The 24,521-nt window shown below is 71.6% G+C and carries 24 protein-coding genes and 2 pseudogenes; 9 read left to right on the plus strand and 17 right to left on the minus strand.

What is annotated here, in order from left to right:
- The first annotated feature begins 24 nt into the window (after positions 1-24).
- Positions 25-726: a GntR family transcriptional regulator gene (locus OG456_RS00455; protein ID WP_266556001.1), complete on the plus strand. Its 702-nt coding sequence runs from the start codon at positions 25-27 to the stop codon at positions 724-726.
- A 107-nt stretch (positions 727-833) separates the two neighbouring features.
- Here the strand turns inward: OG456_RS00455 and OG456_RS00460 are convergent, their stop codons facing one another.
- The 4 genes from OG456_RS00460 to OG456_RS00475 all read right to left on the minus strand — a co-directional run bounded on the left by OG456_RS00460 (position 834) and on the right by OG456_RS00475 (position 3,636).
- Complete coding sequence (locus tag OG456_RS00460) at positions 834-1,010, minus strand: hypothetical protein (RefSeq protein WP_266556003.1); 177 nt, start codon at positions 1,008-1,010, stop codon at positions 834-836.
- Positions 1,011-1,040: 30 nt separating this feature from the next.
- Entirely contained in the window at positions 1,041-1,601 is a 561-nt protein-coding gene (locus OG456_RS00465) for a TetR/AcrR family transcriptional regulator (RefSeq protein WP_266556005.1), read from the minus strand.
- Positions 1,602-1,613: 12 nt separating this feature from the next.
- Positions 1,614-2,024 (minus strand): TetR/AcrR family transcriptional regulator, encoded by a 411-nt coding sequence (locus OG456_RS00470; RefSeq protein ID WP_266556007.1) that lies wholly within the window; start codon positions 2,022-2,024, stop codon positions 1,614-1,616.
- Positions 2,025-2,244: 220 nt separating this feature from the next.
- Positions 2,245-3,636: an MFS transporter gene (locus OG456_RS00475; RefSeq protein WP_266556009.1), complete on the minus strand. Its 1,392-nt coding sequence runs from the start codon at positions 3,634-3,636 to the stop codon at positions 2,245-2,247.
- Positions 3,637-3,804: 168 nt separating this feature from the next.
- On the opposite strand from OG456_RS00475, the gene OG456_RS00480 reads away from it, so the two are divergent.
- Both OG456_RS00480 and OG456_RS00485 read left to right on the plus strand, forming a co-directional pair.
- Complete coding sequence (locus OG456_RS00480) at positions 3,805-4,566, plus strand: FadR/GntR family transcriptional regulator (RefSeq protein WP_266556014.1); 762 nt, start codon at positions 3,805-3,807, stop codon at positions 4,564-4,566.
- A gap of 156 nt (positions 4,567-4,722) precedes the next feature.
- The gene (locus OG456_RS00485) at positions 4,723-6,099 is read left to right on the plus strand and encodes a pyridoxal-dependent decarboxylase (RefSeq protein ID WP_266556017.1); all 1,377 of its coding nucleotides are present in this window, start codon (positions 4,723-4,725) and stop codon (positions 6,097-6,099) included.
- A 74-nt stretch (positions 6,100-6,173) separates the two neighbouring features.
- On the opposite strand, the gene OG456_RS00490 is transcribed toward OG456_RS00485, so the two are convergent.
- Positions 6,174-7,739 (minus strand): NAD(P)/FAD-dependent oxidoreductase, encoded by a 1,566-nt coding sequence (locus OG456_RS00490; RefSeq protein WP_266556019.1) that lies wholly within the window; start codon positions 7,737-7,739, stop codon positions 6,174-6,176.
- Between the two features lie 70 nt (positions 7,740-7,809).
- Here OG456_RS00490 and OG456_RS00495 point away from each other — a divergent pair, with 70 nt between their 5' ends.
- The 5 genes from OG456_RS00495 (at position 7,810) to OG456_RS00515 (ending at position 12,142) form a co-directional block, all read left to right on the plus strand.
- Entirely contained in the window at positions 7,810-8,829 is a 1,020-nt protein-coding gene (locus OG456_RS00495; protein ID WP_266556021.1) for an AraC family transcriptional regulator, read from the plus strand.
- Between the two features lie 129 nt (positions 8,830-8,958).
- The gene (locus OG456_RS00500) at positions 8,959-9,516 is read left to right on the plus strand and encodes a hypothetical protein (protein ID WP_266556023.1); all 558 of its coding nucleotides are present in this window, start codon (positions 8,959-8,961) and stop codon (positions 9,514-9,516) included.
- A 51-nt stretch (positions 9,517-9,567) separates the two neighbouring features.
- Positions 9,568-10,383, plus strand: coding sequence for a dienelactone hydrolase family protein (locus tag OG456_RS00505; protein WP_266556025.1), 816 nt, complete (start codon positions 9,568-9,570; stop codon positions 10,381-10,383).
- 92 nt (positions 10,384-10,475) lie between these two features.
- Entirely contained in the window at positions 10,476-10,835 is a 360-nt protein-coding gene (locus tag OG456_RS00510) for a DUF779 domain-containing protein (RefSeq protein WP_266556027.1), read from the plus strand.
- 74 nt (positions 10,836-10,909) lie between these two features.
- Complete coding sequence (locus OG456_RS00515; protein WP_266556029.1) at positions 10,910-12,142, plus strand: phosphodiester glycosidase family protein; 1,233 nt, start codon at positions 10,910-10,912, stop codon at positions 12,140-12,142.
- A gap of 10 nt (positions 12,143-12,152) precedes the next feature.
- Here OG456_RS00515 and galE read toward each other — a convergent pair whose 3' ends face one another.
- The 10 genes and pseudogenes from galE to OG456_RS00565 form a co-directional block, all read right to left on the minus strand.
- Positions 12,153-13,148 carry a UDP-glucose 4-epimerase GalE gene (gene galE, locus OG456_RS00520; protein WP_266556031.1) on the minus strand — a complete coding sequence of 332 codons (996 nt, stop codon included), beginning with the start codon at positions 13,146-13,148 and terminating at the stop codon, positions 12,153-12,155.
- 80 nt (positions 13,149-13,228) lie between these two features.
- A complete protein-coding gene (locus OG456_RS00525; protein WP_266556033.1) occupies positions 13,229-14,800 on the minus strand; it encodes a hypothetical protein in 1,572 nt (523 codons plus the stop codon).
- A 100-nt stretch (positions 14,801-14,900) separates the two neighbouring features.
- The gene (locus OG456_RS00530; RefSeq protein ID WP_266556035.1) at positions 14,901-15,095 is read right to left on the minus strand and encodes a hypothetical protein; all 195 of its coding nucleotides are present in this window, start codon (positions 15,093-15,095) and stop codon (positions 14,901-14,903) included.
- 115 nt (positions 15,096-15,210) lie between these two features.
- Positions 15,211-16,068 (minus strand): phosphatidylinositol-specific phospholipase C/glycerophosphodiester phosphodiesterase family protein, encoded by an 858-nt coding sequence (locus OG456_RS00535; protein ID WP_266556037.1) that lies wholly within the window; start codon positions 16,066-16,068, stop codon positions 15,211-15,213.
- A gap of 164 nt (positions 16,069-16,232) precedes the next feature.
- Positions 16,233-16,898, minus strand: a complete 666-nt coding sequence (locus OG456_RS00540; RefSeq protein ID WP_266556039.1) for an ABC transporter ATP-binding protein — start codon at positions 16,896-16,898, stop codon at positions 16,233-16,235.
- A pseudogene (locus OG456_RS50770) lies at positions 16,891-17,220 on the minus strand (oligopeptide/dipeptide ABC transporter ATP-binding protein); the annotation flags it as partial. The gene OG456_RS00540 and the pseudogene OG456_RS50770, both read right to left, overlap by 8 nt.
- Before the next feature lie 27 nt (positions 17,221-17,247).
- Positions 17,248-18,227 (minus strand): annotated as a pseudogene (locus OG456_RS00550) (ABC transporter substrate-binding protein); the annotation flags it as partial.
- Positions 18,228-18,367: 140 nt separating this feature from the next.
- The gene (locus OG456_RS00555) at positions 18,368-19,459 is read right to left on the minus strand and encodes an acyl-CoA dehydrogenase family protein (protein ID WP_266556041.1); all 1,092 of its coding nucleotides are present in this window, start codon (positions 19,457-19,459) and stop codon (positions 18,368-18,370) included.
- On the minus strand, positions 19,456-20,643 hold the full coding sequence (locus OG456_RS00560; RefSeq protein WP_266556043.1) for an acyl-CoA dehydrogenase family protein: 1,188 nt from the start codon (positions 20,641-20,643) through the stop codon (positions 19,456-19,458). The genes OG456_RS00555 and OG456_RS00560 overlap by 4 nt, the downstream gene beginning before the upstream one ends.
- On the minus strand, positions 20,640-21,614 hold the full coding sequence (locus OG456_RS00565; protein ID WP_266556045.1) for an NADPH:quinone oxidoreductase family protein: 975 nt from the start codon (positions 21,612-21,614) through the stop codon (positions 20,640-20,642). The genes OG456_RS00560 and OG456_RS00565 overlap by 4 nt, the downstream gene beginning before the upstream one ends.
- 196 nt (positions 21,615-21,810) lie before the next feature.
- Between OG456_RS00565 and OG456_RS00570 the strand changes: the two genes are divergently transcribed.
- Positions 21,811-22,746: an SDR family oxidoreductase gene (locus OG456_RS00570; RefSeq protein WP_266556047.1), complete on the plus strand. Its 936-nt coding sequence runs from the start codon at positions 21,811-21,813 to the stop codon at positions 22,744-22,746.
- 25 nt (positions 22,747-22,771) lie between these two features.
- On the opposite strand, the gene OG456_RS00575 is transcribed toward OG456_RS00570, so the two are convergent.
- The gene (locus OG456_RS00575) at positions 22,772-23,692 is read right to left on the minus strand and encodes an enoyl-CoA hydratase/isomerase family protein (protein ID WP_266556049.1); all 921 of its coding nucleotides are present in this window, start codon (positions 23,690-23,692) and stop codon (positions 22,772-22,774) included.
- 27 nt (positions 23,693-23,719) lie between these two features.
- Entirely contained in the window at positions 23,720-24,478 is a 759-nt protein-coding gene (locus tag OG456_RS00580; RefSeq protein WP_266556051.1) for a PIG-L deacetylase family protein, read from the minus strand.
- Positions 24,479-24,521: the final 43 nt, after the last annotated feature.

Below are 24,521 nucleotides of genomic sequence, written 5' to 3' on the forward strand. Positions count from 1 at the left end.
CCCCTCGCCACTGGAGAGGACTCGATGACCACCCGCGCTGACCGCCGCCCCACGATCGGTGAGACCCACCAGTCCCTGAGAGAACGGGTCTACGTGGAACTCCGCGAGCGGATCATCGAGGGGACCTTCCCGGCGGGCATGCGACTGGTGGAACGCGAACTGGCGGACCAGCTGGGTGTCTCCCGCATCCCCTTGAGGGAAGCCATGCAGCGGCTCGAACAGGAGGGGTTCCTGACCGTGCAGGCCAGGCGCGGCTCCGTGGTCACCGACTTCGGCGCGCAGGACGCGACGTACCTCTTCGACGTCCGCGAGAACCTCGAAGGCCTGGCGGCGGGACTCGCCGCGCGCCACGCCACGACCGCCCAACTACGCACGATGGAACGCCTGTTGGCGCGCAGCCGCAAGTCCTCCGACGCGGGGCGGCTGCGCCAGGCCGTGGCCCACAACGCGGACTTCCACCAGCAGATCGTCGAGGCATCGGGCAACCCGCTCCTTCAGGAACTGATGGCACCCCTCGACGCGCGGCTGCGCCGGCTCTTCCGGCTGACCTCCGACCTCAACGACGGCGATCCCATGTGCGGGGAGCACGAGCGCCTGTACGAGGCGATCCGCGACCGCGACGCGGCCCGCGCGGAGGAGCTGGCCCGCCACCACGTGGCGGGCACCCGCGACTCGGCGCTGCGCTACTTCTCCGACGCGGCGACGCAGCACTCCGACGGGGGCTGAGCAACAGGGGCTGAGCAACGGAGGACGCGGGGGCACCCGGCCCCGGGCTCACCCGCGCCCGGCTCACCCGCTACCGCTGCCCGCACTGCTCCCGTCCGCTACTCCCGCTACTCCCGCTGCTCCCGCTGCTCCCGCCCGAGAAGCAACCCCGTGCCCAGTTCCGTCAGGCGGTCCGCCAGGTCCGGGCGTTCGCCGAGGCTTCGTGTTCTGACAGCGTTGTCGATCACGGTGAGGACCGCGCACACGGTGATCTTGGCCTCGGCCGCGTCGAGCCCGGGTGCCACGTCGTCGAGGATGCGCACCCACAGGGCGAGCTAGTCGCGCTGGACCTGCCGGGATGCCTTGCGCTCCTTGTCGGGTAGCTGGTCGAGCTCGCCGATGAGCAGGCCGATCAAGTGACTGTGGCGCAGGGCGAATTCGATGTACGAGCGCAGCAGCCCGGTCAGGCTCTCTTCCGGGGTCGTGGCGCGGCCCAGGGCGGCGGCCGTGCCCGCGCGCCGCTGTTCGCCGCCTCGGGTCACCGCTGCGACCAAGAGGTCCGTCTTGCCGGGGAAGTGCTTGGAGATGCTGGGCCCGGTGGCGCCCGCGGCCTGCCCGATGGCGTCGCTGCTCACGGACTGGAAGCCGCGCTCGTCGAAGAGGCGGATCGCCGTGTTGAGGATGTCCTCGCGGCGGGAGACGGCCAGTTGCTCGTAGCCCGGCGACTCGGAGCCACTCCGGTCCGCCGCGGCCGCCTCGCCGTCCGGCGTGCCGAGTTGCCGGTACGCGGCGATGTGCGCCAGCCGGTAGAGGAGTTGCTCGAAGCGGCGCCGTGGCAGTGAGACTCGGTGGCCGGAGATGCTGCCGAGGACGGAGAGCACGGACCAGGCGAGCAACTCCTCGTCCCCTTAGGGGAGTTCGGGCCGCGCACCCCTGATGAGGGCGCCGAGCCGGTCGGCGGATTCACTGAGGGAGCGGCGGAGCTCTTCGTGGTTCGCCTCGGGGAGGTGCCGGGCCTCGCGCTGCCAGAGCGTCGCGGCGCCCCGGCGTTCCAAGCCGTGTGAGGCCGCGTCACGCAGATAGGCCTCCACGTCGGGCGCGTCCTGCACCGAGGCCGAGATCCTCTCGATGGTGCCGGTCACGACGTGGAGCAGCAGATCCGGCTTCCCCCTGAAGTGACGGTAGAGGGCGGGCGCGGCGATCTCGACGGCGGCAGCGACTTCGGCGACGGAGACGTTGTGGTAGCCGCGTTCACAGAAGAGCTCACCGGCGGCGGCGAGGATCCGGGCCTTGCGGTCGGGAGGCCTGCGCGCGGTCACCCGATTCGGATCTTCTGTCCGCATGGCGCTCGGTTGGCGCTCCTTCACTTCTCTCTTCGTTTTGCCTGCTGTCAAGGGAGGTGAGGCATGAGATCACGCCGCGACCGCTCGCTTCAAAGTGACTTCTTGCTCACCTGACACAACGAATCGCGCGGCAATACGATGCCCGCCGCACGGACGGATCCATGCAGCGGGCAGAGTGGGAGGGGGTTACTTGTAATTAACTTTTTGCCGCTTGCCGCTCCCCGGAGTCAGGCGTCGGCTCGTGCGCTGCCTCTGGCGCCGACTCGCGCTCCGACTCCGCCTCCGTGAGCGGCGTCTGCCGGAACGCGGCGAGGCAGACCGCGCTGACCAGCGCCATCGCGGCGAAGGCACTGGCGACGGGGGTCCATGAGTTCCCGGCGGCGCTGAACAGCCAGGTGGCCGCCGCCGGGGCCAGCGTGCCGATGAGCCCCGCCGTCTGGAAGCTCATGGAGAGGCCCGTGTAGCGCACCCGGGGAGGGAACCAGCCGGATATGAGCGTGCCGATCGAGGCGTACGCGACGGTGCTGGCGAGCATCGGCAGGCACATCGCGAGCCAGAGTCCGGGCACGGAACGGGTGTCGGCGAGCCAGAACATCGGGAAGGCCACGACGAGGTGCAGCAGGATGCCGGTCAGCGTCACCCGGCGCAGCCCGAGGCGGTCGGCGACCAGCGCGGCCAGCGGGGTGCACACGATGACGACGACGGAGGCGGCCGTGCCGGCACCCGCCACCTGCGAGTCGGTGAAGCCGAGTTCGGTGACGGCATAGGTCGACATGAAGGTGACGACCACGTAGTAGCCGCCGACGGTGATGAGGAAGGCACCGGAGGCGAGCAGCCAGGTCTTCCATGCGTCGCGGACGACGGCGACGAACGGTGCGGCCTGCTTCTCCTCGGCGGCCTCGGCCCGGCGCGCCGCCTCGAACTCGGGCGACTCCTCCATGGAGCTGCGGATCACGAGGCCGACCAGCACCAGGACGGCGGACAGCAGGAACGGCAGGCGCCAGGCCCAGCCGACGAGCGCGTCGTGGCCCGCCAGTGCCGCCAGGGCGAAGACGCCGGTCGACATGAAGTAGCCGACCCCGTCGCCGACTTGGGGGAAGGAGCCGAAGAACGCCCGGCGCCGGGGCGGGGCGTGCTCGACGGCGAACAGTACGGCGCCGCCCCACTCGCCGCCGACCGCGAGCGACTGGACCATGCGGATGAGGACGAGCAGGAGTGGCGCGGCGACGCCGATGGAGGCGTAGCCCGGGAGCAGGCCGATACAGAAGGTGGCGCCGCCCATGAGGGTCATGGACCAGATCAGGGCGTGCTTACGGCCGTAGCGGTCGCCGATGTGCCCGAACACGACCGCGCCGAGCGGGCGTCCGAGGGATCCCACGAAGAGCGTCGCGAACGACATGAGCGTGCCGAGTGCCCGGTTCATCTCGGGGAAGAACAGCTCGGGGAAGACGAGCGCGGCGGCGGTGGCGTAGATGCCGAAGTCGTACCACTCGACGCTGGTGCCGATCATCGAGGCCCCGGCGACCTTCCACGGCCCGGATCGGCGCCGTGCTCCCGGGTCCGTAGCGCCACCTGCGACTGTGCTCATGTGTGTACTCCTTCACGACCAACGATTGGGTTCGCAATGGACCCAAAAACGTGGGGGCGACGCTAAGGCGCTCATCAGGGGCTGTCAATAGGGTTCGCGCCAAGTCCAATATCATGGCCATCCGGGGCATGACGGGACGCGCGTGACCCGCGAGCTGGGAGAGGGCCCGTGAGCAACAGCGAGAGTCGTGACGAATGGACGACCGGAACGCGCCAGGCGGCGTCGCACGCCGTGGTGGCCGAGGCGCTCCGGCAGCGCATCGCGCTCGGCGGTTTCGGGCCCGGCGACCGGCTGCCCACCGAGCGGGAGCTGTCCGCCGCCTTCGGGGTGGGGCGCAACACCGTCAGGCAGGCGGTGCGCGAGCTGGCCGACGAAGGCCTGGTCACGACCACATTGGGCCGCAACGGCGGCACCCGCGTGGCGCCCAGCCGGCCCGGCAGGGACGGTTCACGGGCCGCGATCACCGCGACGATCCGGGCCTCGCTGCGCGACTACATGGAGTACCGGCTCGCGATCGAGCCCTACGCGGCGCGCCTCGCCGCCGAGCGCGGGGCGGGCGCGGCCCGCCGCGAACTGGTGGCGATGCTCGCCACCGACGTCGCCGACCTCGGCGAGTACCACCGCTGCGACACCGCGTTCCACCTCGGCATCGCGACCGCCGGCGGCAACGAGGTGCTCGCGGAGGCGGTGACGCGGGCCCGCGCCGAGATGTTCGTGGGCGGCAACGCGCTGTGGCTCGGCTCCGACTGGAGCCGTGTGTATCCGGCGGAGCGGGACTTCGGCTCCGCGTTCCGGGAGGAACACGAGGCCATCGCGCTCGCCGTACTGTCCGGCGACGGGGACGCGGCCGAGGCGCGGATGCGGGAGCACCTGCACGACTCGCACCGCCAATTCCTGGCGCTGCTCGACCAGTTCGCCGGGCAGGACTGACCCCGGCGCGCTCCCGCGCCCCACACGGGCGGGCCCGGCACCCGTTCTCCGGGCGCCCGTCGATTGACGCGCGCCCCTGGCGACGCCTACTCTGCGAAATGGGTCCAGCTGAGACCCAAAAAGCTATTCCGCAGCGCGCGACAGGAGAGACGCCCCGTGCACTCTTACGACGAGGACCTCACTCAGCAGGTCATGGACCACCTGCTGCACCGACTCCGGCTCGACCCGCCGCCGCTCGGCCGCCTCGGCGACCACCAGGAACTGACCCTGGCGCTCAAGGACGCGATCGGACGCGCCCCGCAGCCCCCCGCCGACGTGCTGCGCACCTACACCGATTCCCTTGAGCCCACGGTCGTCTCGTGCGACCACCCCGCCTTCCTCGCGTTCATACCCGGCGCTCCCACGAAGGCCGCCGCGCTCTTCGACATGGTGCTCTCGGCGTCCTCGCTGCACGGCGTCTCCTGGCTGGAGGCGTCCGGCGCGGTCGCGGCGGAGAACCAGGTGCTGCGGCTGTTCGCCGACCTGGCCGGGCTGCCCGCGGCCGCCGGCGGCTGCTTCGTGAGCGGCGGCTCCGCCGGCAACCTCTCCGCACTCGTCGTCGCCCGGGACACCGGCCGCCACCGCCGCGGCCTGGACGAGCGCGCTCCGGTCCGCATCGCGGTCAGCGACCAGGTCCACTCCTCGGTCGGCAACACGCTGCGCATCCTCGGCGTCGAGCCCCTCGTCGTACCCACCTCCGACCACCGCCTCACGGGCGAAGCCCTGCGCGCCGCGCTGGACGCCGCCGAGCGGGACGGCGGCGCGCCCGTCGTCGCCGCCGTGGCGACCGCGGGCACCACCAACGCCGGCATCATCGACGACCTCGAGGGTGTCGCCGAGCAGACCCGCGCCCGTGACCTGTGGCTGCACATCGACGCCGCGTACGGCGGCGCGGCACTGTTCGTACCGGAGCTGCGCGAGCGGCTGCGCGGCATCGAGCACGCCGACTCACTCGTCGTCGACCCGCACAAGTGGATGTTCGCGCCCTTCGACTGCGGCGCACTGCTCTACCGCGACCCGAAGCTGGCCCGCGCGGTCCACACCCAGGACGCCTCGTATCTCGACGCCATCCACGGGGCGGACGGCGCCGACGACGAGACCGAGTGGAACCCGAGCGACTACGCGTACCACCTCACGCGCCGCCCCCGCGGTCTGCCGCTGTGGTTCTCGCTGGCCGTGCACGGCACCGACGCCTACCGCGACGCCGTCGCCCGGGGCGCCGACATCGCCCGCCGCACCGCCCGCCTCGTCGAGCGGACCGAGGGTCTGGAGCTGCTGCGGGAGCCCGAGTTGACGGTGGTCCTCGTGCGCCGCACTGGCTGGCAGCCGGAGGACTACTACGCCTGGTCCAGGAGGCTGCTCGCCTCGGGTACCGCCTTCGTCACCCCGAGTGTCTGGGAGGGCGAGACGGTCGCCCGCCTCGCCTTCCTCCACCCCGACATCACCGAGGAGACCGTCCGCGCCATCCTCGACTCGCTCGTCGACGAGGGGTAGTTCGAACGCGAGGCCGCACGGCGGCGGAGCGCGTCACCGTGCCGTACAGGGGTCGGCACGTGGACAGCGACGCGTCACCCCGCCGGCGTCGCCGCCTCGACCGGCTCCTTGCCGATGCGGCTGCGGGCCGCGCGGACCGTGGACGCCGGAGTGGGGGCCAGCGTCCGGTGCAGATTGGTGCGCATGGTCGACGCTGCGTCGAGCACGTAGTTCTGCCGGACCCTCCACGGGCTGCGGTCGCCCTGCCGGGGGAACGCGTCGATGGAGCGCTTCACGTATCCGGAGGCGAGGTCGAGCAGCGGGCGCTCGTTCAGGGCGCCCGTCGGCCTCGGCTCCACCGCCGCGTAGTCGTGGCGGCGCATGTGGTTGAGCACCTTGCACACCAGGCGGGACGTGAGGTCGGCGCGCAGCGTCCAGGAGGCGTTGGTGTAACCGATGCACACCGCGAAGTTGGGGACGCCGGTCATCATCGCGCCGCGCCACACGAACTGCCGGTTCAGGGGGACGGGTTCACCGTCGACACGTGGCGCGATGCCGCCGAAGGCGAGGAGCTTGAGTCCGGTCGCGGACACGATGATGTCGGCCTGCACGACGCGCCCCGACTTCAGCCGGATGCCTTCGGGGACGAAGCGGTCGATGTGGTCGGTGACGATGTCCGCGTCGCCCGACCTGAGGACCTTGAACAGGTCCGCGTCGGGCACCGCGCACAGCCGCTGGTCCCACGGGTCGTACGACGGTGTGAGGTGCTCGTCGACCAGCCGGTCGTCCTTGAGGATGCGCTTGTTGAGCCCGGTGAGCACGCGCCGTGCCACCTTCGGGCTGCGCCGGCAGAACTGGTAGACGCCGATGGTGAACAGGATGTTCTTGCTGCGCACCACCCGGTGGGCCGCTCCCGCGGGCAGGGCGGCGCGGAGGCCGTCGGCGAGTCTGTCGCGCGAGGGCAGCGAGCTGATCCAGGTCGGGGAGCGCTGGAGCATGGTGACGTGGGCGGCGCTCCGCGCCATCGCGGGGACCAGCGTGACGGCGGTGGCGCCGCTGCCGATGACGACGACGCGCTTGCCCACGTAGTCCAGGTCCTCGGGCCAGAACTGCGGGTGCACGACCGTGCCGGAGAAGGAGTCGGCGCCCTCGAACTCGGGGGTGTGCCCCTTGTCGTAGTCGTAGTAGCCCGCGCAGGAGTAGAGGAAGTCGCAGGTGATGGTGGACTGCGTGCGGTGGCCGTCCTTGTCGGTGCGCTCCAGCGTCACGGTCCAGCGCGCCGCCTCCGTGGACCAGTCGGCGGCGAGCACCTTGGTGCCGTAGCGGATCCGGCGGTCGATGCCGAACTCGGCCGCCGTCTCCTTGATGTAGCTCAGGATCGACCCGCCGTCGGCGAGCACCTTGCGGTCGCGCCAGGGCTTGAAGGGGTAGCCCAGCGTGAACATGTCGGAGTCCGAGCGCACGCCCGGGTAGCGGAACAGGTCCCAGGTCCCGCCCATGGACTGCCGCGCCTCGACGATCGCGTACGAGCGTTCCGGGCACTCGGTCTGGAGCCGGTACGCGGCGCCGACACCGGACAGGCCGGCGCCCACGATCACCACGTCGATGTGCTCGGCCGGGGCCCCGGAGCCGGCGGTGCTGGAGTCTGCGGTGTGCGTCATGTTTCCCAGTGTCGGGAAGCACACGCCTCAGGAATTGACCTGGGACGACAGATCTTTGACCCTGGACGACATGTCCGTGATCAGATCGGCGGGGCTGCGCGGCTTTCGCGCCACGGTGGCGGAGCTCGGCGGTGACGCCGACTCGTACGCCCGGCAGGCCGGTTGCCCACCGGCCGCGCTCGACGTGGACGACCTCCTGGTGCCGGAGGAGGCGATGGCGACAGTGCTCGAACTCGCCGCCGCGGACCTCGGCTGCGCCGACCTCGGGCTGCGCATCGCCGCCCGGCAGGACCTGGGCATGCTCGGCGCCCTGGCCCTCGCCATCCAGAACTCCGACACCCTCGGCGACGCCCTGGAATGCACGACCCGCTACCTCTTCGTCCACGCCCGCTCGGTGCATCTCAGCCTCGAACCCGATCCGTACGGCACTCCGGGAATGGCCGCGCTGCGCTACGGCGTGCGCGAGGGGGTCGTGGCACCGCCGCAGGGCATCGACCTCTCCCTCGGCTTCATACACCGCGCCATCGGATATCTGGTCGGCCCGTACGGACTGGGCTCCGTGGAACTCCCCCACCCCCTGCTCGCCCCGCTGTCCGTGTACGAGGCCTTCTTCGGCGTACCCGTCAAGGCCGACCGCCCCGCGGCGCTGCTGCGCGTCCCCGTGAGCCTGGCCAACCGGTCGCTCGGCGGCAGCAACTCACAACTGCGCCACCTCGCGCTCGCCTACCTCGACGAGCAACTGCCGAAGGAGCCGTCGGACGTCGTGGGCAGCGTCCGGGCCGTCGTCGAGCAGTCGCTCGGCACGTCGTCGCCCGAGATCGGGGCCGTCGCCGGCCTGCTCAACGTCCATCCGCGGACCCTCCAGCGGCGGCTGCGCGCCTCGGGCACGACGTTCGCCGAGGTCATCGACGAGGAGCGCCGCACCGCCGCCCACCGCTATCTCACCGGCACCGACCTCCCCCTCGGGCAGGTCGCCCTGCTCCTCGGCCTCTCCGAGCAGTCGGCCCTCAACCGCTGCTGCCGGCGCTGGTGGGGCGCCACACCCCGCGCCGTACGCCTGGGCCGGCAGGGACAACCGACAGATCAGTGAGCGGGCCTTGGACCCGACCGCCCGACGCGAGCCTTGGGCCGACTGCCCCACTGAGCCACCCACCCTCACTCCGTCCCACTTATGGTGCTTTACGAGGATGGTCCGGCCGTGAGGACGTAGGGAGTGCGCATGCGGCGTCTCACGTGGGCGCGGGCCGTACTGGCGGTCGCGCTGGGGAGCATCCTCGTCGCCGGGCCGAAGGCACCCGTCGCCCACGCCGAGAGCCGCCCCGCGGAATGCGGCACGGACGCCTACCCGTGCGCCGGGGTGAACTGGCTGTACGAGTACAACTTCAGCCTCGGGCTACATCCGTTCACCACCCCGCACGACGTCCGGTCCCAGCTCACGGACCACTTCTGGCTGTTCCCCGTGGCCGGCAGCGGCTGCCGGGGGGCGGTCCGGCAGGGCGACCGGTGTTCGCTGGTGGGCGACAATCCCGTGTCCGTCGAGCGCGTGGGGAACACCTACTTCCAGATCACCACGCTGCCGGGACACAGCCTCGGGGACGGTCTCCACATCCGGTTCTCCTTCTCGCGGACCCTCGGCATGCATTTCATGACCGTGCGCGCCTGGTACGACGAGGCGACGACATGCACCAACGGCTGCGGCATGGTGAGCGGACTGCTCGCCCTGGCGGTGTGGCAGGTCCTTTCGGACACACTGAAGATCTCGGCGTTCGCCGCGTGAGATCGTGGGCCACGCCCGCTCGTTGCTCACTGGAGTCCAAGGAGAAGCGTCGTGACCGGATCGGCACCGACCTCTGATCTCACCGGCTGGCAGAAGGCACCGTTCACGGGCGCCGGGCTGACCTACGACGTGTACGAGAAAGGCAGTGGTCCCGGTGTCGTACTGATCCCGGAGATCCCCGGCATCACGCCCGCCGTGCTCGGCCTGGCCGACCATCTGGTGGCGCAGGGGTTCACGGTCGCGGTCCCGTCCCCGTTCGGCGAGCCGGGCCGCGAGGAGTCCGTCGGCTACGCGCTCAAGGTCGTGGCCCGGCTCTGCGTCGCCTCCGAGTTCCGCGCCTTCGCCACGAACGCGCGCCGGCCGATCGCGGACTATCTGCGCGCGCTGGCCCGCGATCTCGCGGCGCGCACACCGGGTCCCGGGGTCGGCGTCATCGGCATGTGCTTCACCGGAGGCTTCGCGCTCGCGGCCGCGGTGGACGACGTCGTGCTCGCGCCCGTGCTCAGCCAGCCGTCGGTCCCGTTCCCGGTCAGCGGGGCGCGGCGCGTCGACCCGGGCCTGTCCCGCGCGGAGTTCGACACGGTCGTCACCCGCTCCAAGGAGTCCGGCCTGTGCGTGCTCGGCCTGCGCTTCAGCGAGGACAAGGCGGTGCCCGAACAGCGGTTCCGCACCCTGCGCGAGCACCTCGGCGACGCGTTCGAGGTCATCGAACTGGACTCGTCCCCGGGCAACGCGGGCGGCTTCGCCAAGACCGCGCACGCGGTGCTCACCGCCGAGGTGCGCGAGGAGCCGGGCAACCCGGCGCTCGCCGCCCGCGAACGCGTCGTGTCCTTCCTGGGCGAACAGCTGGTCCCCGAGGGTTCTTAGATCCCGGGGCCTGGCGCGGGGCGCAACCTTCCTGCAACGTAGCGGGGAGTTGACTGTGGCCCCGCGACACCGTCCTACGGAAGGAACCCGCCGTGAGTGACGAGGCCCCGCGTGTGGAGCTGACCCCTGCGGCCGCCGATCTGCTGCGTCGGCTGCGTACGGCCCATGGGCCCCTGATGTTCCATCAGTCCGGCGGGTGCTGCGACGGCAGCGCCCCTATGTGCTACCCGGAGGGCGAGTTCCGTACGGGCGGCAGCGACGTGCGGCTCGCGTCCCTGACCGTGGAGGGCGTCGCGGAGCCGGTCGCGTTCTGGATGTCGAAGAGCCAGTTCGAGGTGTGGAGCCACACGCGGCTGATCGTCGACGTGGTCGAGGGCCGCGGCAGCGGCTTCTCCCTGGAAGCGCCCGAAGGAGTACGTTTCCTCATCCGTTCCCGGCTGGTCGACGCCTAGCCATCGACGTGCCCCTCCGCGTCTGGTGAACTCCCTTGTGACAGGGGTGAGTTACGCGGACAGCAGGGGGTCACGTGAGACATCGCGACGGACGCTACAGATCGGCCCTGGCGGCCTGCGCCGCATTCGGCGCGCTGGCCGGCACCGTCCTCGCCGGGGCGGCGCCGGCCAGTGGCGCGGAGGGCGGCGGCACGGCGATAGCCCCGGGCGTCACCTACGAAGAGTTCGACATCCCCGCGGCCAAGGGCCTCACGCACGCCCATGTGCTGAGCGTCGACCTGCGCAACGCGCGGGTGCGGGTCGATCTGCTGCACCCTGACGCGGTCGGCGCCCGGGCCACCGTCTCCTCGCTGGCCGACGCGAGCGGCGCGGTCGGCGGCGTCAACGGCGACTTCTTCAACATCACCGAGTCCCAGCACCCCGGCGTGGAGGCCACCGGCGCCTCCGTCGGTCCGGCCGTCGCGACCGGCCGGACGCTCAAGTCCGCCGTGCCGAACGGCCAGCGCTTCGGCCCCGCGCTCCCGCCCGGCACCACCACCGAGGACGTGCTCGGCGTGGGCGTGGACCACCGGGTCCGGCTCGACCGCATGGCCCTCGAAGGATCGGTCGACGCCGACGGCCGGCGGCTGCCGCTCGGCGGCCTCAACCAGTACGCCCTGCCGGTCGGTTCGGTCGGCGCATTCACCTCAGACTGGGGCGCCGTGTCGCGCGTGCGCGCCACCTGCGGCACCGACACGAACCGGGCCGCGCCGTGCAGCACGGACACGTACGAGGTGACGGTGCGCCACGGCCGCGTCGTGTCATCGGCCGACACGCCCGGCAGTGGGCCCATAGCGTCCGGCACCACCGTCCTCGTCGGGCGCGAGGCGGGCGCGCAGGAGCTGCGGAAGCTGTCCGAGGGCGACCACGTCCGGATCACGCACCGCCTGGTGGCGGCGACGTCACACGTTCCCTACCAGTTCGCGGTCGGCGGCTACCCCGTACTGCGGGACGGCGCACCGCTGCCCGGCCTGGACGCCAAGACGGCCGCGGTCCGCACCGCCGCGGGCGCCACGGCCGACGGCCGCCGCCTGTACCTCCTGGCCCTCGACGGCGCCCCGCAGTACCGCACAGGCCTGACCATCGCGGAAGTCGCCGCCGCGATGCGCGAGTTGGGCGCGGACGACGCCTTCAGCCTGGACGGCGGCGGCTCGTCGACCCTGGTCACGAAGGACCCGGGCGCCGCGACGACCACCGTGAGGAACCACCCGACGGACTCCCCGGAGCGGGCCGTCGCGAACGGGATCGGGGTCTTCTCGCGCCGCTGACCGCCGCGCCCTACCCGGCCAGGATCTCGCCCCGGAGGGCCGCCCACCGAAGGGAGTCACGGATGCCGTCGGCGACCGAGTACCGGGGCTGCCACCCGAGCAGTTCCCTCGCCCGGTCGCTGCGCGTATAGGCACCCACGACGTCACCGGGCCGGCGCACGGTGTCGACGGAGGCGATCGGCGCGTCCGTCACGCTGTTGAAGGCGTCGAGGAGTTCACGCACGGTGGTGCCCGTGCCGGTGCCGACGTTGACGGCGGTGGACGTGGTCGCCCCGGCGAGGAGGGTGTCGAAGGCCCGCAGGGCGGCCACATGGGCGGCGGCCAGGTCCCAGACGTGCACGTAGTCCCGGATCCCGGAGCCGTCGCGGGTCGGGTAGTCGGTGCCGGTGACCCGGAACGGCACGCCGTCCTCCTGGGCCAGGATCATCTGGCCCAGGGCATGGCTGGGGCGCGGCAGTTGCAGGCCCGTGCGCATCTTGGGATCGGCCCCGATGGGGTTGAAGTAGCGCAGGGACAGTACGCGGAGGGGCCGGGTGGCGGCGATGTCGGCGAACATCGCCTCGCACACGGCCTTGGTGCGGGCGTAGGGGCTCAGCGGCTCGACGGCGGACTCCTCGTCCACGGTCAGGTCGTCGTTCGCGCGGTAGATCGAGGCGGAGGAGCTGAAGATCATGCGGGGGCAGCCGTTGCGCAGGAGATGGCCGACGAAGTCGAGGCTCTTCGCCACGTTCGCCTCGTAGTAGCCCACCGGATCCGCGACCGAGTCCGGCACCACGATCAGAGCCGCGCACTGGATGACCGCGTCGATGTCGGGATGCTCGGTGAAGACGCGGTCCACGAGCGTGCCGTCCGCGATGTCACCCTCGTAGAACACGCGCCCTTCGGTGAACTCCCGCCTCCCCGTCACCAGGCTGTCGAGGATGACCGGGGTGATCCCGGCGTCCAGGCAGGCCGAGGCGATCGTGCTTCCGATGAATCCGGCGCCTCCGGCGATCAATACCTTCACAGCGAGCTCCTCCGTCGACCGACGCGTTCGGTTCTGTTGGATTCTGTTGAGAGCAGCCTACTCGGAGCCCGCCGCGCGTCTCATTTACCGTCCCGCACCGCCACCAGTCCGTTGAAGACTCCCACGTACGCCGTGCCGTCCGGACCGAGCGTGACCGGGGCCCAGTTGTTGTCGTAGGCGACTCCCGTACCCGCCAGTTGCTTCCAGCGGGGCTCGCCCGTGCGGAAGTCGACCGCCGTGAGGTACCAGGCGTCTATGCCCAGGGAGTTGGGGTCCTTCGTATAGAAGTACAGAAGGCCGTTCGCGGTGGAGAGTTTGGGGACCGTGGAGGGGGAACGGACCTTGCTCTCCCACACCGCGTCGCAGCCCGAGCCGTCCTTGCGCACGTCCACGCGGGTGACTCCGCCGACCACGGAGCGGCCGAAGGTGAGCGAGGTGATGTCCTCGTAGCCGTAGTTGTTCTCGACGACGAGGCTGTTGCCGTAGCTGATCAAGGAGTTGTCCGTCGTGGAGGCGCCGGAGCCGAAGACGGGGACCTTGCACACGAGACGCCGGTCGTCGGGGACCTCGCGGCCGCGACGGTAGACCAGGATGTTCATGCGGTCGTCCGCGTTGTCGGTGATCGCGACGTAGTCCTCGCCCGCACCGAACAGGTCGGGCGTGGTGCCCGAACCCTGGTTCACCGAGCCGGGCTTGGTGCCCGTGCCGCGGTCGTACGTCTGGCGCCACACGGCCTTGGGAGTGCCGTCCGCCGCCGCTTCGAAGCTGTAGAGCGCATGGTCGGAGACGATCGAGACGCCGTCCTTCGCCACCGAGAAGGAGTTCTGGATCTCCTCCCCCGGCAGCTGGATCGACTTGATCGTCCCGTCTGCCGGGTCGACCGTGCCGACACGGCCCTGTCGCGTCACCCACCAGACGCGGCCCTGCCAGTCGGGCATCACCGACGTGACCGGGTCGCACGTGCCGCTCGGGTAGAGGTTCGTCCAGCTCACGCAGTCGTGCGGCACCTGTCCCGTCAGGTCCCAGTCGTCGGTCACGCGGAAGTGCCAACTGCCGTCCGCCGTTTGCTCGTGCGCGAGCCTGATGATGTGCTGCCGCGAGTCGGCGAGGACAAGCCGGTCCTCGTCGTCGAGGTACGAGTAGGCGCCGCCCGAGGTGTCCTTGAAGATCTTCGAGAAGTCGAGCCGCGTGATCGCCTCAACGGTGGACGGGCGCTGCGGGAGCTTGTACTCGGCGAGGGTCTTCAGGGAGTGCGGGTCGAGCAGCTTCACGAGGAAGCCGGTGAACGTGCCGCAGACGGTGACGATGCGGCCGTCCTTGTCGAAGGTCACCGTCGCGCATTCGCCGCCGAGCGCGGCCATCTTCTCGCTGCTCGCCGTGGGCGTGTTCCCCAGCGGCCCGCTCCAGGGATACGTGCCGCTGCCGGCCGCGTCCGCGTGCATGCCGCTGCGGCCGTTCGCCGCGAGATACGGGTGCTGCGGCGGCGCCTGCCCCGGCACGGGGCGCGCCTCGGCAGGTGCGCCCGCGTACTGCTCGACGAGCCGGTGGCCGGGCGCCTTCGGGATGTCGTCGGCCTGGGCGGGGGATGCGGCGCCGGCCGCGGCGATCGTCGTGGTCAGGGCGAGGGCACGGCTCAGGGCTCTGCTCGTCATGGCGCGGAGCTAGGGCCACGCCCTTGAAGTGTCCATGCGCATAGGGGTGTTGTTCATGAACACGAAACGATCACTCACCCCGTGGATGAACGTGGAACGATCACGGATGCAGGCCGCTCACGATCCCCGCCGTCGCCGTCAGGCCGTTCTGCAGCGTGGGCGCCATACTCGTGCCGGCCAGCAGGAACCCCAGCAGCACGCAGACCATCGCGTGCGAGATCTTCATCGCGCCGTTGCGCAGGAAGACCACCGCCAGGATCAGAAGCAGCAGCACGACCGAAATCGACAGGGACATCGCCGAACCTCCTCCGCCACGCCAACACCGCGGCTTTCGGCCGCAAGTGTGGCGTAGCGGAGGCTGCGCCCGGGCGAGTGACGTGTCCCCCGAACGAGTGATGTGGCGGTGGACGCTACTTCTCATGGGCGTCGAGGAACGCTTCGAGCCCCGCGAGGTCGTCCGTGTTGAGGTGGTCCACGCCGGCGGCGAGCAGCTCGCCCCACACCGCGTCGCGCTCCGGTCCCGCCACGTCGGGCGTGGCCCAGAAGCGGACGCGGCGGCCCTCCCGGTGGGCCGCCGACACGATGGAGCGCAGCTTCTCGCGCTCGGCGGCCGGGATCGGTCCCGTGCCCTGCCAGGTGAAGTTGTTCGCCCAGTTGTCACTGATGAGCGGGGTGAAGGAGGCGGGCGCGGCGGCGCCGAGGTCGGCGAGGCGGCCGTCGTAGAACGCGCTGCGCACCCGCTGCTGCTCCATGGGCTCGCGGGCGGCGCGGTCCCCGGAGATCACGGCGGTCACCGCGCCGGTGCGGACCCTGCCGTGCGCGCAGGTGGTGAACAGGTTGCGGTAGCCGCGCAGTTGGCGGTCGAGTTCGAGGTAGGTGGCCGCGCCCTCGGTCTTGATGTCTACGAGGAGCTGGAGCGGCGTGCGGTGACCCCGATACACGGAGCCGTGGTTGGCCCTGACGCGGGCGGCCAGCGGTTCCAGGTAGAGCGCCGCGAGGGTGCGCTTCGGGTCGAGGTCGACCCGGTCATGGGCGACGAGGAGCTGACCTTCGACGAGGTAGATGTCCGCCTCGACGCTGGCGAAGCGGTGGTCGAGGGCGTCGAGGAGAGGCCGGGGGTGCTCGTAGTCGTTGTGCGCGTGGGCGCGCAGCAGGGGGCGGGGGCCGCGTCCCCGCTCGGTCGCCTGCGCGTACCCGGGCACGGCGACGGTCGCGGTGACCGCCGCGGCGAGGGTGGTGAGGGCTCTGCGGCGGGTGAGGTGGGCCATGCGTTCCTCCCGGGGAGTGCCGTACGGGGCCTCAGCGAGTATGAGGTCCCGTAGGGGTCAATGGGCAGGTCCGGGGCGGGAGTTGGCCGGACCTGCCTGCCGCGTTCACCTGCCTGCTCAGGGTGAACGGAGGGCTGCCGGGCGGGGGTCGGCCCTGCCCTGGCTCACCTGCCGTCTCCGGCGGAGCCCAGCGCGTCCCACTCCACCGTCCGGCCGCACCAGCCCTCCAGCAGGCGCCGGTCGTGGCCCACCGCCAGCAGTCCCGCACCGGTCTCCGCGCGATAGGCCTCCACGACGCCCACCAGGGCCGCCGTCGTGGACGCGTCGAGCATCGCGGTCATCTCGTCGCAGATCAGCCAGCGGGGGCGCAGGGCCAGGGCGCGTGCGAGGCAGGCGCGTTGCAGCTGGCCGTCGCTGACCTCGTGGGGGCGCCGCGAGAGGAGGTCGGTGCCCAGGCCGACGGACGCGGCCAGTTCGCCGACACGATCGTCCGGTTTCCGGCCGGCGGCCCGCAGCGGTTCGGCGATGAGATCGGCGAGGCGCAGTCGTGGGTCAGCCGACATGCGCAGCTGCTGGAAGACCACGCCGAACGCAGTGCGCTGCTCGCGGGGTGCGCGGTGGCGCCAGCCGCGGGCCGGCTCCCCGTCGCCGACGACGCGGCCGGAGTCGGGGCGGTGGAGCAGGGCGGCGACGCGGGCGAGGGTGGACTTGCCGCAGCCGCTGGGCCCGAGCAGACCTACGGCCTCGCCGCTGGCGATGGTCAGGCCGGCGTTCCGCACGACGGGGTTGCCGCGCTCGTAGCCGGCGGTGACGGAGATCAGTTCAAGCACGTGGTGCCTCCAGCTCGACGGTCGCGGGATGGTGGCAGGCCACGCCGTCCGCGAGTGCGGGGCGGGTCCCGCAGATGCCGGTGGCGCGGTCGCAGCGCGCGGCGAACGCGCAGCCCACCGGGAGCGCGCCCAGTTCGGGCGGCATCCCGGGGATGGGCGTGAACTCCCGCTCCGGCAGGGCGCCGAGGAGGCCGCGGGCGTACGGGTGCCGGGGCCCGGGACTGCCGAAGAAGCCGGAGGCGTCGGCGAGTTCGACGATGCGGCTCGCGTACATCACGGCCACGCGGTCGGCGATCCGCTCGGCCGCCGCGAGGTCGTGGGTGCGCTCGGTGCCCTCGGTGAACCAGGGGCTGTCGATCGGAACCGGCCCGTACGCCTCCTTGCCCGCGCCGTAGAGGATCGAGTCGACCATGGCCTTGCGGTCGACGCCGATGTCGAGCGCGCGCCTGACGGCGGTGTCGCCGGCGACCTTGTTGCCGGTGGGCAGGGTCACGACGCGGTAGTCGAAGGTGCGGGCGGCGTACGTCTTCTTGTCGCCGTCGCTCTTGAACGTCGCGGCGAGGTCGGGCGGCAGGACGGCGCCGTCGAGGCCTCCGGAGCGCAGCCGGGTGGCGCGCACGTCGTCGTCCTTGATGATGGCCATGGTGAAGTTCCTGAGCTTCGGCTCGCAGCCCCAGTAGCGCGGGTTGGCCATGAAGGTGAGCTTCTCGCCCTTGGACCACTTCACGAGCGTGTACGGCCCGGTGCCGACCGGCTTCGTGGTGAAGTCGCCGGTGTTGACGTCCTGCTTGCCCGCTATGTGCTCGGGCGCGATGGGCAGGACGGTGCGCTCGGCGAACGGGGCGTACGGGTACTTGAGGCGAAGACGACGGTGTCGTCGCCTTCGGCCTCGACCGTGTCGACGGCGTCGAGCTCCGTCTTGGAGGCGTTGTTGGTCTTCTTGTCGAGGATCGTCTCGTAGGTGAAGACGACGTCCTTGGCCGAGAAGGGCTTCCCGTCGCTGAACCGCACGCCGTCGCGCAGCTTGTACGTGTACGTGCGGCCGTCGGCGCTCACCTTCGGCAGCGCGGCGGCGAGCGCGGACTTCAGCTCCATGTCCGCGTCGCGGGTGAGCAGCCCGTCGAAGATCTTGGAGTTGCCGTCCTTGCCGTAGCCCAGGAGCGGGCTGAGCGTGTCCGGTTCGTAGGCGATGCCCACGACCGCGCTCGACGCTGCCCGCCCCTTGCCGGCCCCGCCCGAGGCGCCGGGCGCCGAACAGGCCGCGGCGGTCACCGACAATGCGGCGACCGCCGCCACCGTTGTCGCACCTCGTGCCGGCCTGACCACCATGCCCACCCCTATTGAAGATCAACTCTTATTGCGAACGGGTCGCAATAATGCCATTTCGTCAAGGGAAGGTAAAACCCGGTGTCAGGAACGGTGTCAGGCCCGGCGTCGGACCGGTGTCATGTCTGACATCGGGCCCGGCGTCAGGGCGCCCGGAGGTCGACCAGCTCGGCCAGCTCCTCCCGGTGCCTGCCCGCCGAACCCAGGGCGATCGAGTCGGCCTTGGCCCGCTTGAGGTAGAGGTGGACGGGGTGCTCCCAGGTCATGCCGATGCCGCCGTGCAGCTGGAGCGCCTCCTCCGCCGCGTGGACGGCTGCGGGTCCGGCGTACGCCTGGGCGACGGCCACCGCGACATCGGCGTCGTCGCTCCCGGCGGCGAGGGTGTCCGCCGCGCTGCGGGCCGCGGCGCGGACACCGACGACCTCCAGCCACACCTGGGCGAGCCGGTGCTTGAGCGCCTGGAAGGAACCGACGGGCCGGTTGAACTGGCGGCGCTCGCGCGTGTAGCGGACCGTTTCGGTCAAGCACCATTCGGCGAGGCCGAGTTGCTCGGACGCGAGAAGTCCCGCTCCGGCCCGCAGCGCGCGACGGACGGCCGGAACGGCGTTGTCGGTCAGCACGCGCGCGCGTGCACCGACGAAAGTCACTGTGGCGACGGGCCGGGTGGGGTCGAGGGACGTCCGCGCCTCGACGGTGACGCCGTCGTCGGTGACGTCGACCGCGTACAGACCGCTGCTCGTCGGCACGAGGAGCACATCGGCCGCCGCCGCGTCGGCGACGCCGGTGACCCGCCCCTGCAGCCGGCCGCCCTCCTCACGTACGCCGTTGAAGGCCTGACCGGGCGCGGCCGGCAGGGGCACGGCGACCACGCCCACGGTGCGGCCCGACGCGAGCGCGCCGAGCAGCTCGGAAGCCTCGTCGCCCGCGCAGTCGAGGAGCGCCACGGTCGCGACGACAGCGCTGGTGAGATAGGGAACGGGGGCGACGGAGCGTCCCAACTCCTCCAGGACCACGGCTACTTCACGGTGTGTCGCGCCCTGGCCGCCGAGCTCCTCGGGGATCAGCAGGCCCGCGAGCCCCATCCCCTCGGCGAGCGACTTCCACAGCGCACGGTCGTGCGGCTCGTCCGTCTCGACCCGGGCGAGCACCGACGCGGCGTCGCAGTGGGCGGCGAGGAGGCCGCGCACGGCGGACCGCAGCGCCTCTTCCTCCTCCGTGTACAGCAGATCGCTCATCGCGCGAGGTCCTTCCAGGCGACGTCCTTGTCGGTGCGCGGCTCGGACGGCAGCCCGAGGACGCGTTCGGCGACGATGTTGAGCAGGACCTCGCTCGTCCCGCCCTCGATGCTGTTGCCCTTGGCGCGCAGATAGCGGTATCCGGCGTCACGGGCCAGGAAGTCCACGACGGCAGGCCGGCGCATGGTCCAGTCGTCGTACAACAGGCCCTCCTCGCCGAGGAGTTCGATCTCCAGGCCGCTGATCTCCTGGTTGAGCCGGGCGAAGCCGAGCTTCATGCCGGAGCCCTCGGGGCCCGGCTGACCCGCGACCAGCTGCTGGCGCAGGCGCTCGCCGGTGAGACGGGCGACCTCGGCCTCGACCCACAGCTTCAGGAGCCGCTGGTGCAGATCGTGGGTACGCAGCTCGGGGCGCTCGCGCCACGTCTTCGCGACCGCGGAGATCATGCCGCCCTCGCGCGGGATGCGGGAGCCGCCGATCGACACACGCTCGTTCATCAGCGTGGTCTGCGCGACCTTCCAGCCGTCGCCGATCTCGCCGAGGCGGTGCGCGTCCGGGATGCGGACGTCGGTGAGGAACACCTCGTTGAACTCGGCCTCGCCGGTGATCTGGCGCAGCGGCCGCACGTCGACACCGGGATCGGTCATGTCACAGATGAAGTACGTGATGCCGCGGTGCTTGGGCACGTCCGGGTCGGTGCGGGCGATGAGGATGGCCCAGCGGGCGGTGTGGGCGCCGGACGTCCACACCTTCTGGCCGTTGATCACCCAGTCGCCGGTGGCCTCGTCGCGCACGGCGCGGGTGCCGAGCGCCGCGAGGTCGGAGCCCGCGCCGGGCTCGCTGAACAGCTGGCACCACACCTCCTCGCCGATCCACAGCGGGCGCAGGAAGCGCTGCTTCTGCTCGTCGGTGCCGAAGCCGAGCACCGTCGGGGCTGCCATGCCGAGGCCGATGCCGATGCGGCGCGGATCGTTGTCCGGGGCGTCCGCCGCGGCGAGTTCGGCGTCCACGACGGTCTGGAGCGAGCGCGGCAGACCGAGCCCGCCGAGGCCCTGCGGATAGTGCACCCACGAAAGGCCGGCGTCGAAGCGGGCCTTAAGGAAGTCGGTACGGTCCGTGGTCGCGGGCGGATACGCGGCTAGCAACTCCTGGGTGCGGCGGCGCAGTTCGGCGGCGTCGGTCATGCGCCCGCCCCCTCGTGGCCGGGCACCACGGCGACGCGGCCGGTGGTGACGCCGTCGGCGACGCGCTGCACGGCCGCTGCCGCGCCGCCCAGCGGCACGCGCTCACTGATCAGCGGCTTGATCGCGCCGCGCGTCGCGAGCTCGGTGAGCTGCTCGTGGCAGTGGGCGACCAGCTTCGGGTCCTTGGTGTTGTACAGGCCCCAGTGCAGGCCGAGGATCGCATAGTTCTTCACCAGGGCGTGGTTGAGGGCGGGGCTGGGGATCGTGCCGCTCGCGAATCCGACGACGACGATCCGGCCCTCGAAGGCGACGACCTTCGTGGACTGCGTGTACGCCTCGCCGCCGACCGGGTCGTAGATGACGTCGGCGCCCCGGCCGCCGGTGGCCTCTTTCACGGCGGCGATGACGTCCTGCGCGCGGCGGTCGATGACGACGTCGCAGCCGAGGTCGCGGGCCACCTTCGCCTTCTCCTCGCCCCCGACGACGCCGATGACGGTGGCGCCGGCGGCCTTGCCGAGCTGGACCGCGGCGCTGCCGACGCCGCCGGCCGCCGCGTGCACGAGGAGCGTCTCGCCCGCCTGGAGGTGCGCCCTGCGGTGCAGGCCGAACCAGCCGGTCTGATAGCCGATGTGCAGGGCCGCGGCCTCGGCGTCGTCGAGCGCGTCGGGCGCGGGCAGCAGGGCGGCGGCGTCCGCCACGGCGTACTCGGCGAAGCCGCCGTGCGGCAGCGCGGGGTTGGCCAGGACGCGCCGGCCGTCCTCGGTCTCGCCGCAGATCTCCACGCCGGGCGTGAACGGCATCGGCGGCCGCACCTGGTACTGGCCCCGGCACATCAGCGCGTCCGGGAAGTTGATGTTCGCCGCGCGCACCCTGAGCAGGACCTGTCCGTCCCCGGGGACGGGCCGCTCGATGTCGGCGAGCTCCATCACCTCGCTCGGCTCGCCGTTCCGGTGCACTTGCCATGCCTGCATGCGGGGCCTCCACGGGACTTCTGCGTCTTACCGGGCTCGCTCGCATACTAAGCGGTCGCTTGGATATCTGGGAACAGGCCGGGGACCCTTTTTCGCGCACACCCTCGCGGGCTTCTCCCAGACGATGTCGCGGGCGATGTCGAGGGCAATGTCGCAGGCATGGAGCTTTCGGCGTCCACGCGGTATCGATACCGGCATGACGGACTCGACCGGCCCCGCCCACCCGACGGCCGCGCGGGGGCTGCCCGCCCCTCCCCCGGCCGGCACGACGGCGCTTCCCTCGGGAACGTACCGGGGAAGCCTGGTCCTGGTCACCGGGGGCGGTACCGGGCTCGGGAAGGCCGTCGCCGCCGAGTTCGCGCGGCTCGGCGCGGACGTGATGATCGTGAGCCGCAGGGCCGCACACCTGGAGCCCGCACTGGAGGAACTGTCGAGCGTGAGCCGCGACGGCGGCACGGTGACGGCCGCGGTCTGCGACATCAGGGACCCGGACCGCATCGCCGAGGTCTTCGACGCGGCGGAGGCGGCCCACGGGCGGGCCCCCGACGTCCTCGTCAACAACGCGGCCGCCAACTTCCCCGTACCCGCGGAGGACATGAGCCCGAACGCCTGGCGCACCGTCGTCGACATCACCCTCAACGGCACCTTCTACATGACCCGCAAGTTCGGCCGCAGACACCTCGCGGCCGGCACGCCGGGCTCGGTGATCGCCGTCGGCGCCTCCTACGCGTGGACGGGCGGTCCAGGCTTCGCCCACAGCGCGGCGGCCAAGGCGGGTGTGAAGAACATGGTGGAGACGCTGGCCGTGGAGTGGGGCCCGTACGGGATCCAGGTCAACGGGCTCGTGCCGGGCCTCATGCCGCACGAGGACATGACGGGGGACATCCGCGCCAACCTCGGCCTGGAGGCGGGTCACGGTCAGCATGACGCCCGGCAGCCCGCCCTGCGCGTCGGCGCGCCCCGCGAACTGGGATGGGCCGCCACCTTCCTCGCCTCCCCCTACGCCCGTTTCATCAGCGGCCACACACTCGTCGTGGACGGGGCGAACTGGCAGCGGCGCGGACTGGTGAGCCCGCCCGTGGTGACCGTGCGGGAGCAGATGGGGAGGGGACCGTTCCGGGAGGGACCGTGACGGCGGCGGGCCTTTGGCTCAAGCGCTACTTCCCCTCGAACCGGGGCTCGCGCCGCTCCGTCTTCGCCGTGTACCCCTCCCTGATGTCCTCCGACGTGAGCGTGAGCGCCGCGCTCATCGCCACTCGGTCGAGGGCGGCCCCCATGCCCGCGTCCGCGAAGGCGTCGATGTCCCGCTTGACGGACTGCACGGCGAGTGGCGCGTTGGCCGCGATCTCCGCGGCGACCGAGTGAGCGGCCCCCGCCAACTCGCCTGTCCCGATGACCTGTTGGACGAGGTTCAGCCGGTGCGCCGTCCCCGCGTCGATGCGGCGGCCCGTCAGCGCGAGGAACTTGGCCCAGCCGGCGCCCGCCTCGCGCGCGATCCGCAGATCACCGCCCGCGTCGACCGCGACCCCGAGCCGCGTCTCCGGCAGTGCGAACACGGCGTCGTCGGCCGCGATCCGCACATCGGCCATCAGCGCCAGCTCGAACCCGACACCGAGGCAGTAGCCCTGTACGGCCGCGACGACGGGCTGCGGCAGGCCGGCGAACGCGCGGAACCGCTCATGGACCCAGCGGATGCCCTCGTAGTAGTTGCGCGTGCGCTCGGACCCAGAGCGTCCGGTGATCCCGCCGCCGGGCGCCTTGATGTCGATGCCCGCGCAGAAGGCCCGCCCCTCGGCCCGCAGCAGTACCACCCGGATCGTGTCGTCGAAGCGGATCCGGTCGGCGAGCAGGCCGAGTTGACGGCTCGACTCCCAGCTCCAGGCGTTCAGCTTCTCCGGCCGGCACAGGGTGAGGACGCCGATGCCGCCGTCCTCGACGTGCAGCCGGAGCCGCAGCGCACCGTCACCCCCACCCCCACCCCCACCCCCACTCCCGCCTTCGCCTTCGTCTTCACCGGGAAGTTCGTTGCTCGTCGTGTCGATCACCGCGCCACCACCCCCACCTTTCTGACGTGTCATCAGAAGGCGCAGGGTAGGCGACGGGCCCTACCGACTGAAGAGTTCGAACGGTACGGCCGGTGTGCCGCCGAAGCGCTCCGCGGTGGCTTGGACGTTGCCGGTGAGGAAGGAGCGGCAGTAGGTTTCGGGGTCCTCGTCCGTCAACACCTCGATGTACGTGCGGTGTTCGAGCAGGGAGTGCACGGCCCGTTCGATACCGGGCGTCGCGTCGACCGCGTGCGTGGGCGACGACGAGCCCGCGACGGCGACCCAGCGCACGCCGTTCCACGGCTCGAGGCCCTGCTCGATCAGTTCGGGGAAGATCCAGCGGTTGCCGGCGTCCGCCGCCGCGTCGAGGGTGGCGCGGCCGACGGCGACATGGTCGGGGGTGTTCCAGGCGACGCCGCCCCACGTGTCGCGGTGGTTGAGCGTGATGACGAGTTCGGGCCGGTGCCTGCGGATCGCGGCGGCGATGTCGCGGCGCAGCGCGGTTCCGTACTCGACGACGCCGTCCTTGTGGTCGAGGAACTCGACGGTGTCCACGCCTACGACGGCGGCGCTCGCACGCTGCTCCTGCTCGCGCAGGGGCGCGCACTTGGCGGGTTCGAGGGTGTCGATGCCCGCCTCTCCGCGGGTGGCGAGGACGTACGTGACCTCGCGTCCGACGTCGGTCCAGCCGGCGATCGCCGCGGAGCAGCCGTATTCGAGGTCGTCCGGGTGTGCCACGACGGCGAGGGCGCGCTGCCAGTCCTCGGGCATGGGTTGGAGCTGGTCGGGGGCGGCGGTCTGGATCTTCGGCTCGGTCATGGCCGCACCCTAATGCGGCGTGGTCCGCGATGCGGGGGTGTTC

Source organism: Streptomyces sp. NBC_01446 (assembly GCF_026340095.1).
GTDB classification, from domain to species: Bacteria; Actinomycetota; Actinomycetes; order Streptomycetales; family Streptomycetaceae; genus Streptomyces; species Streptomyces aureus.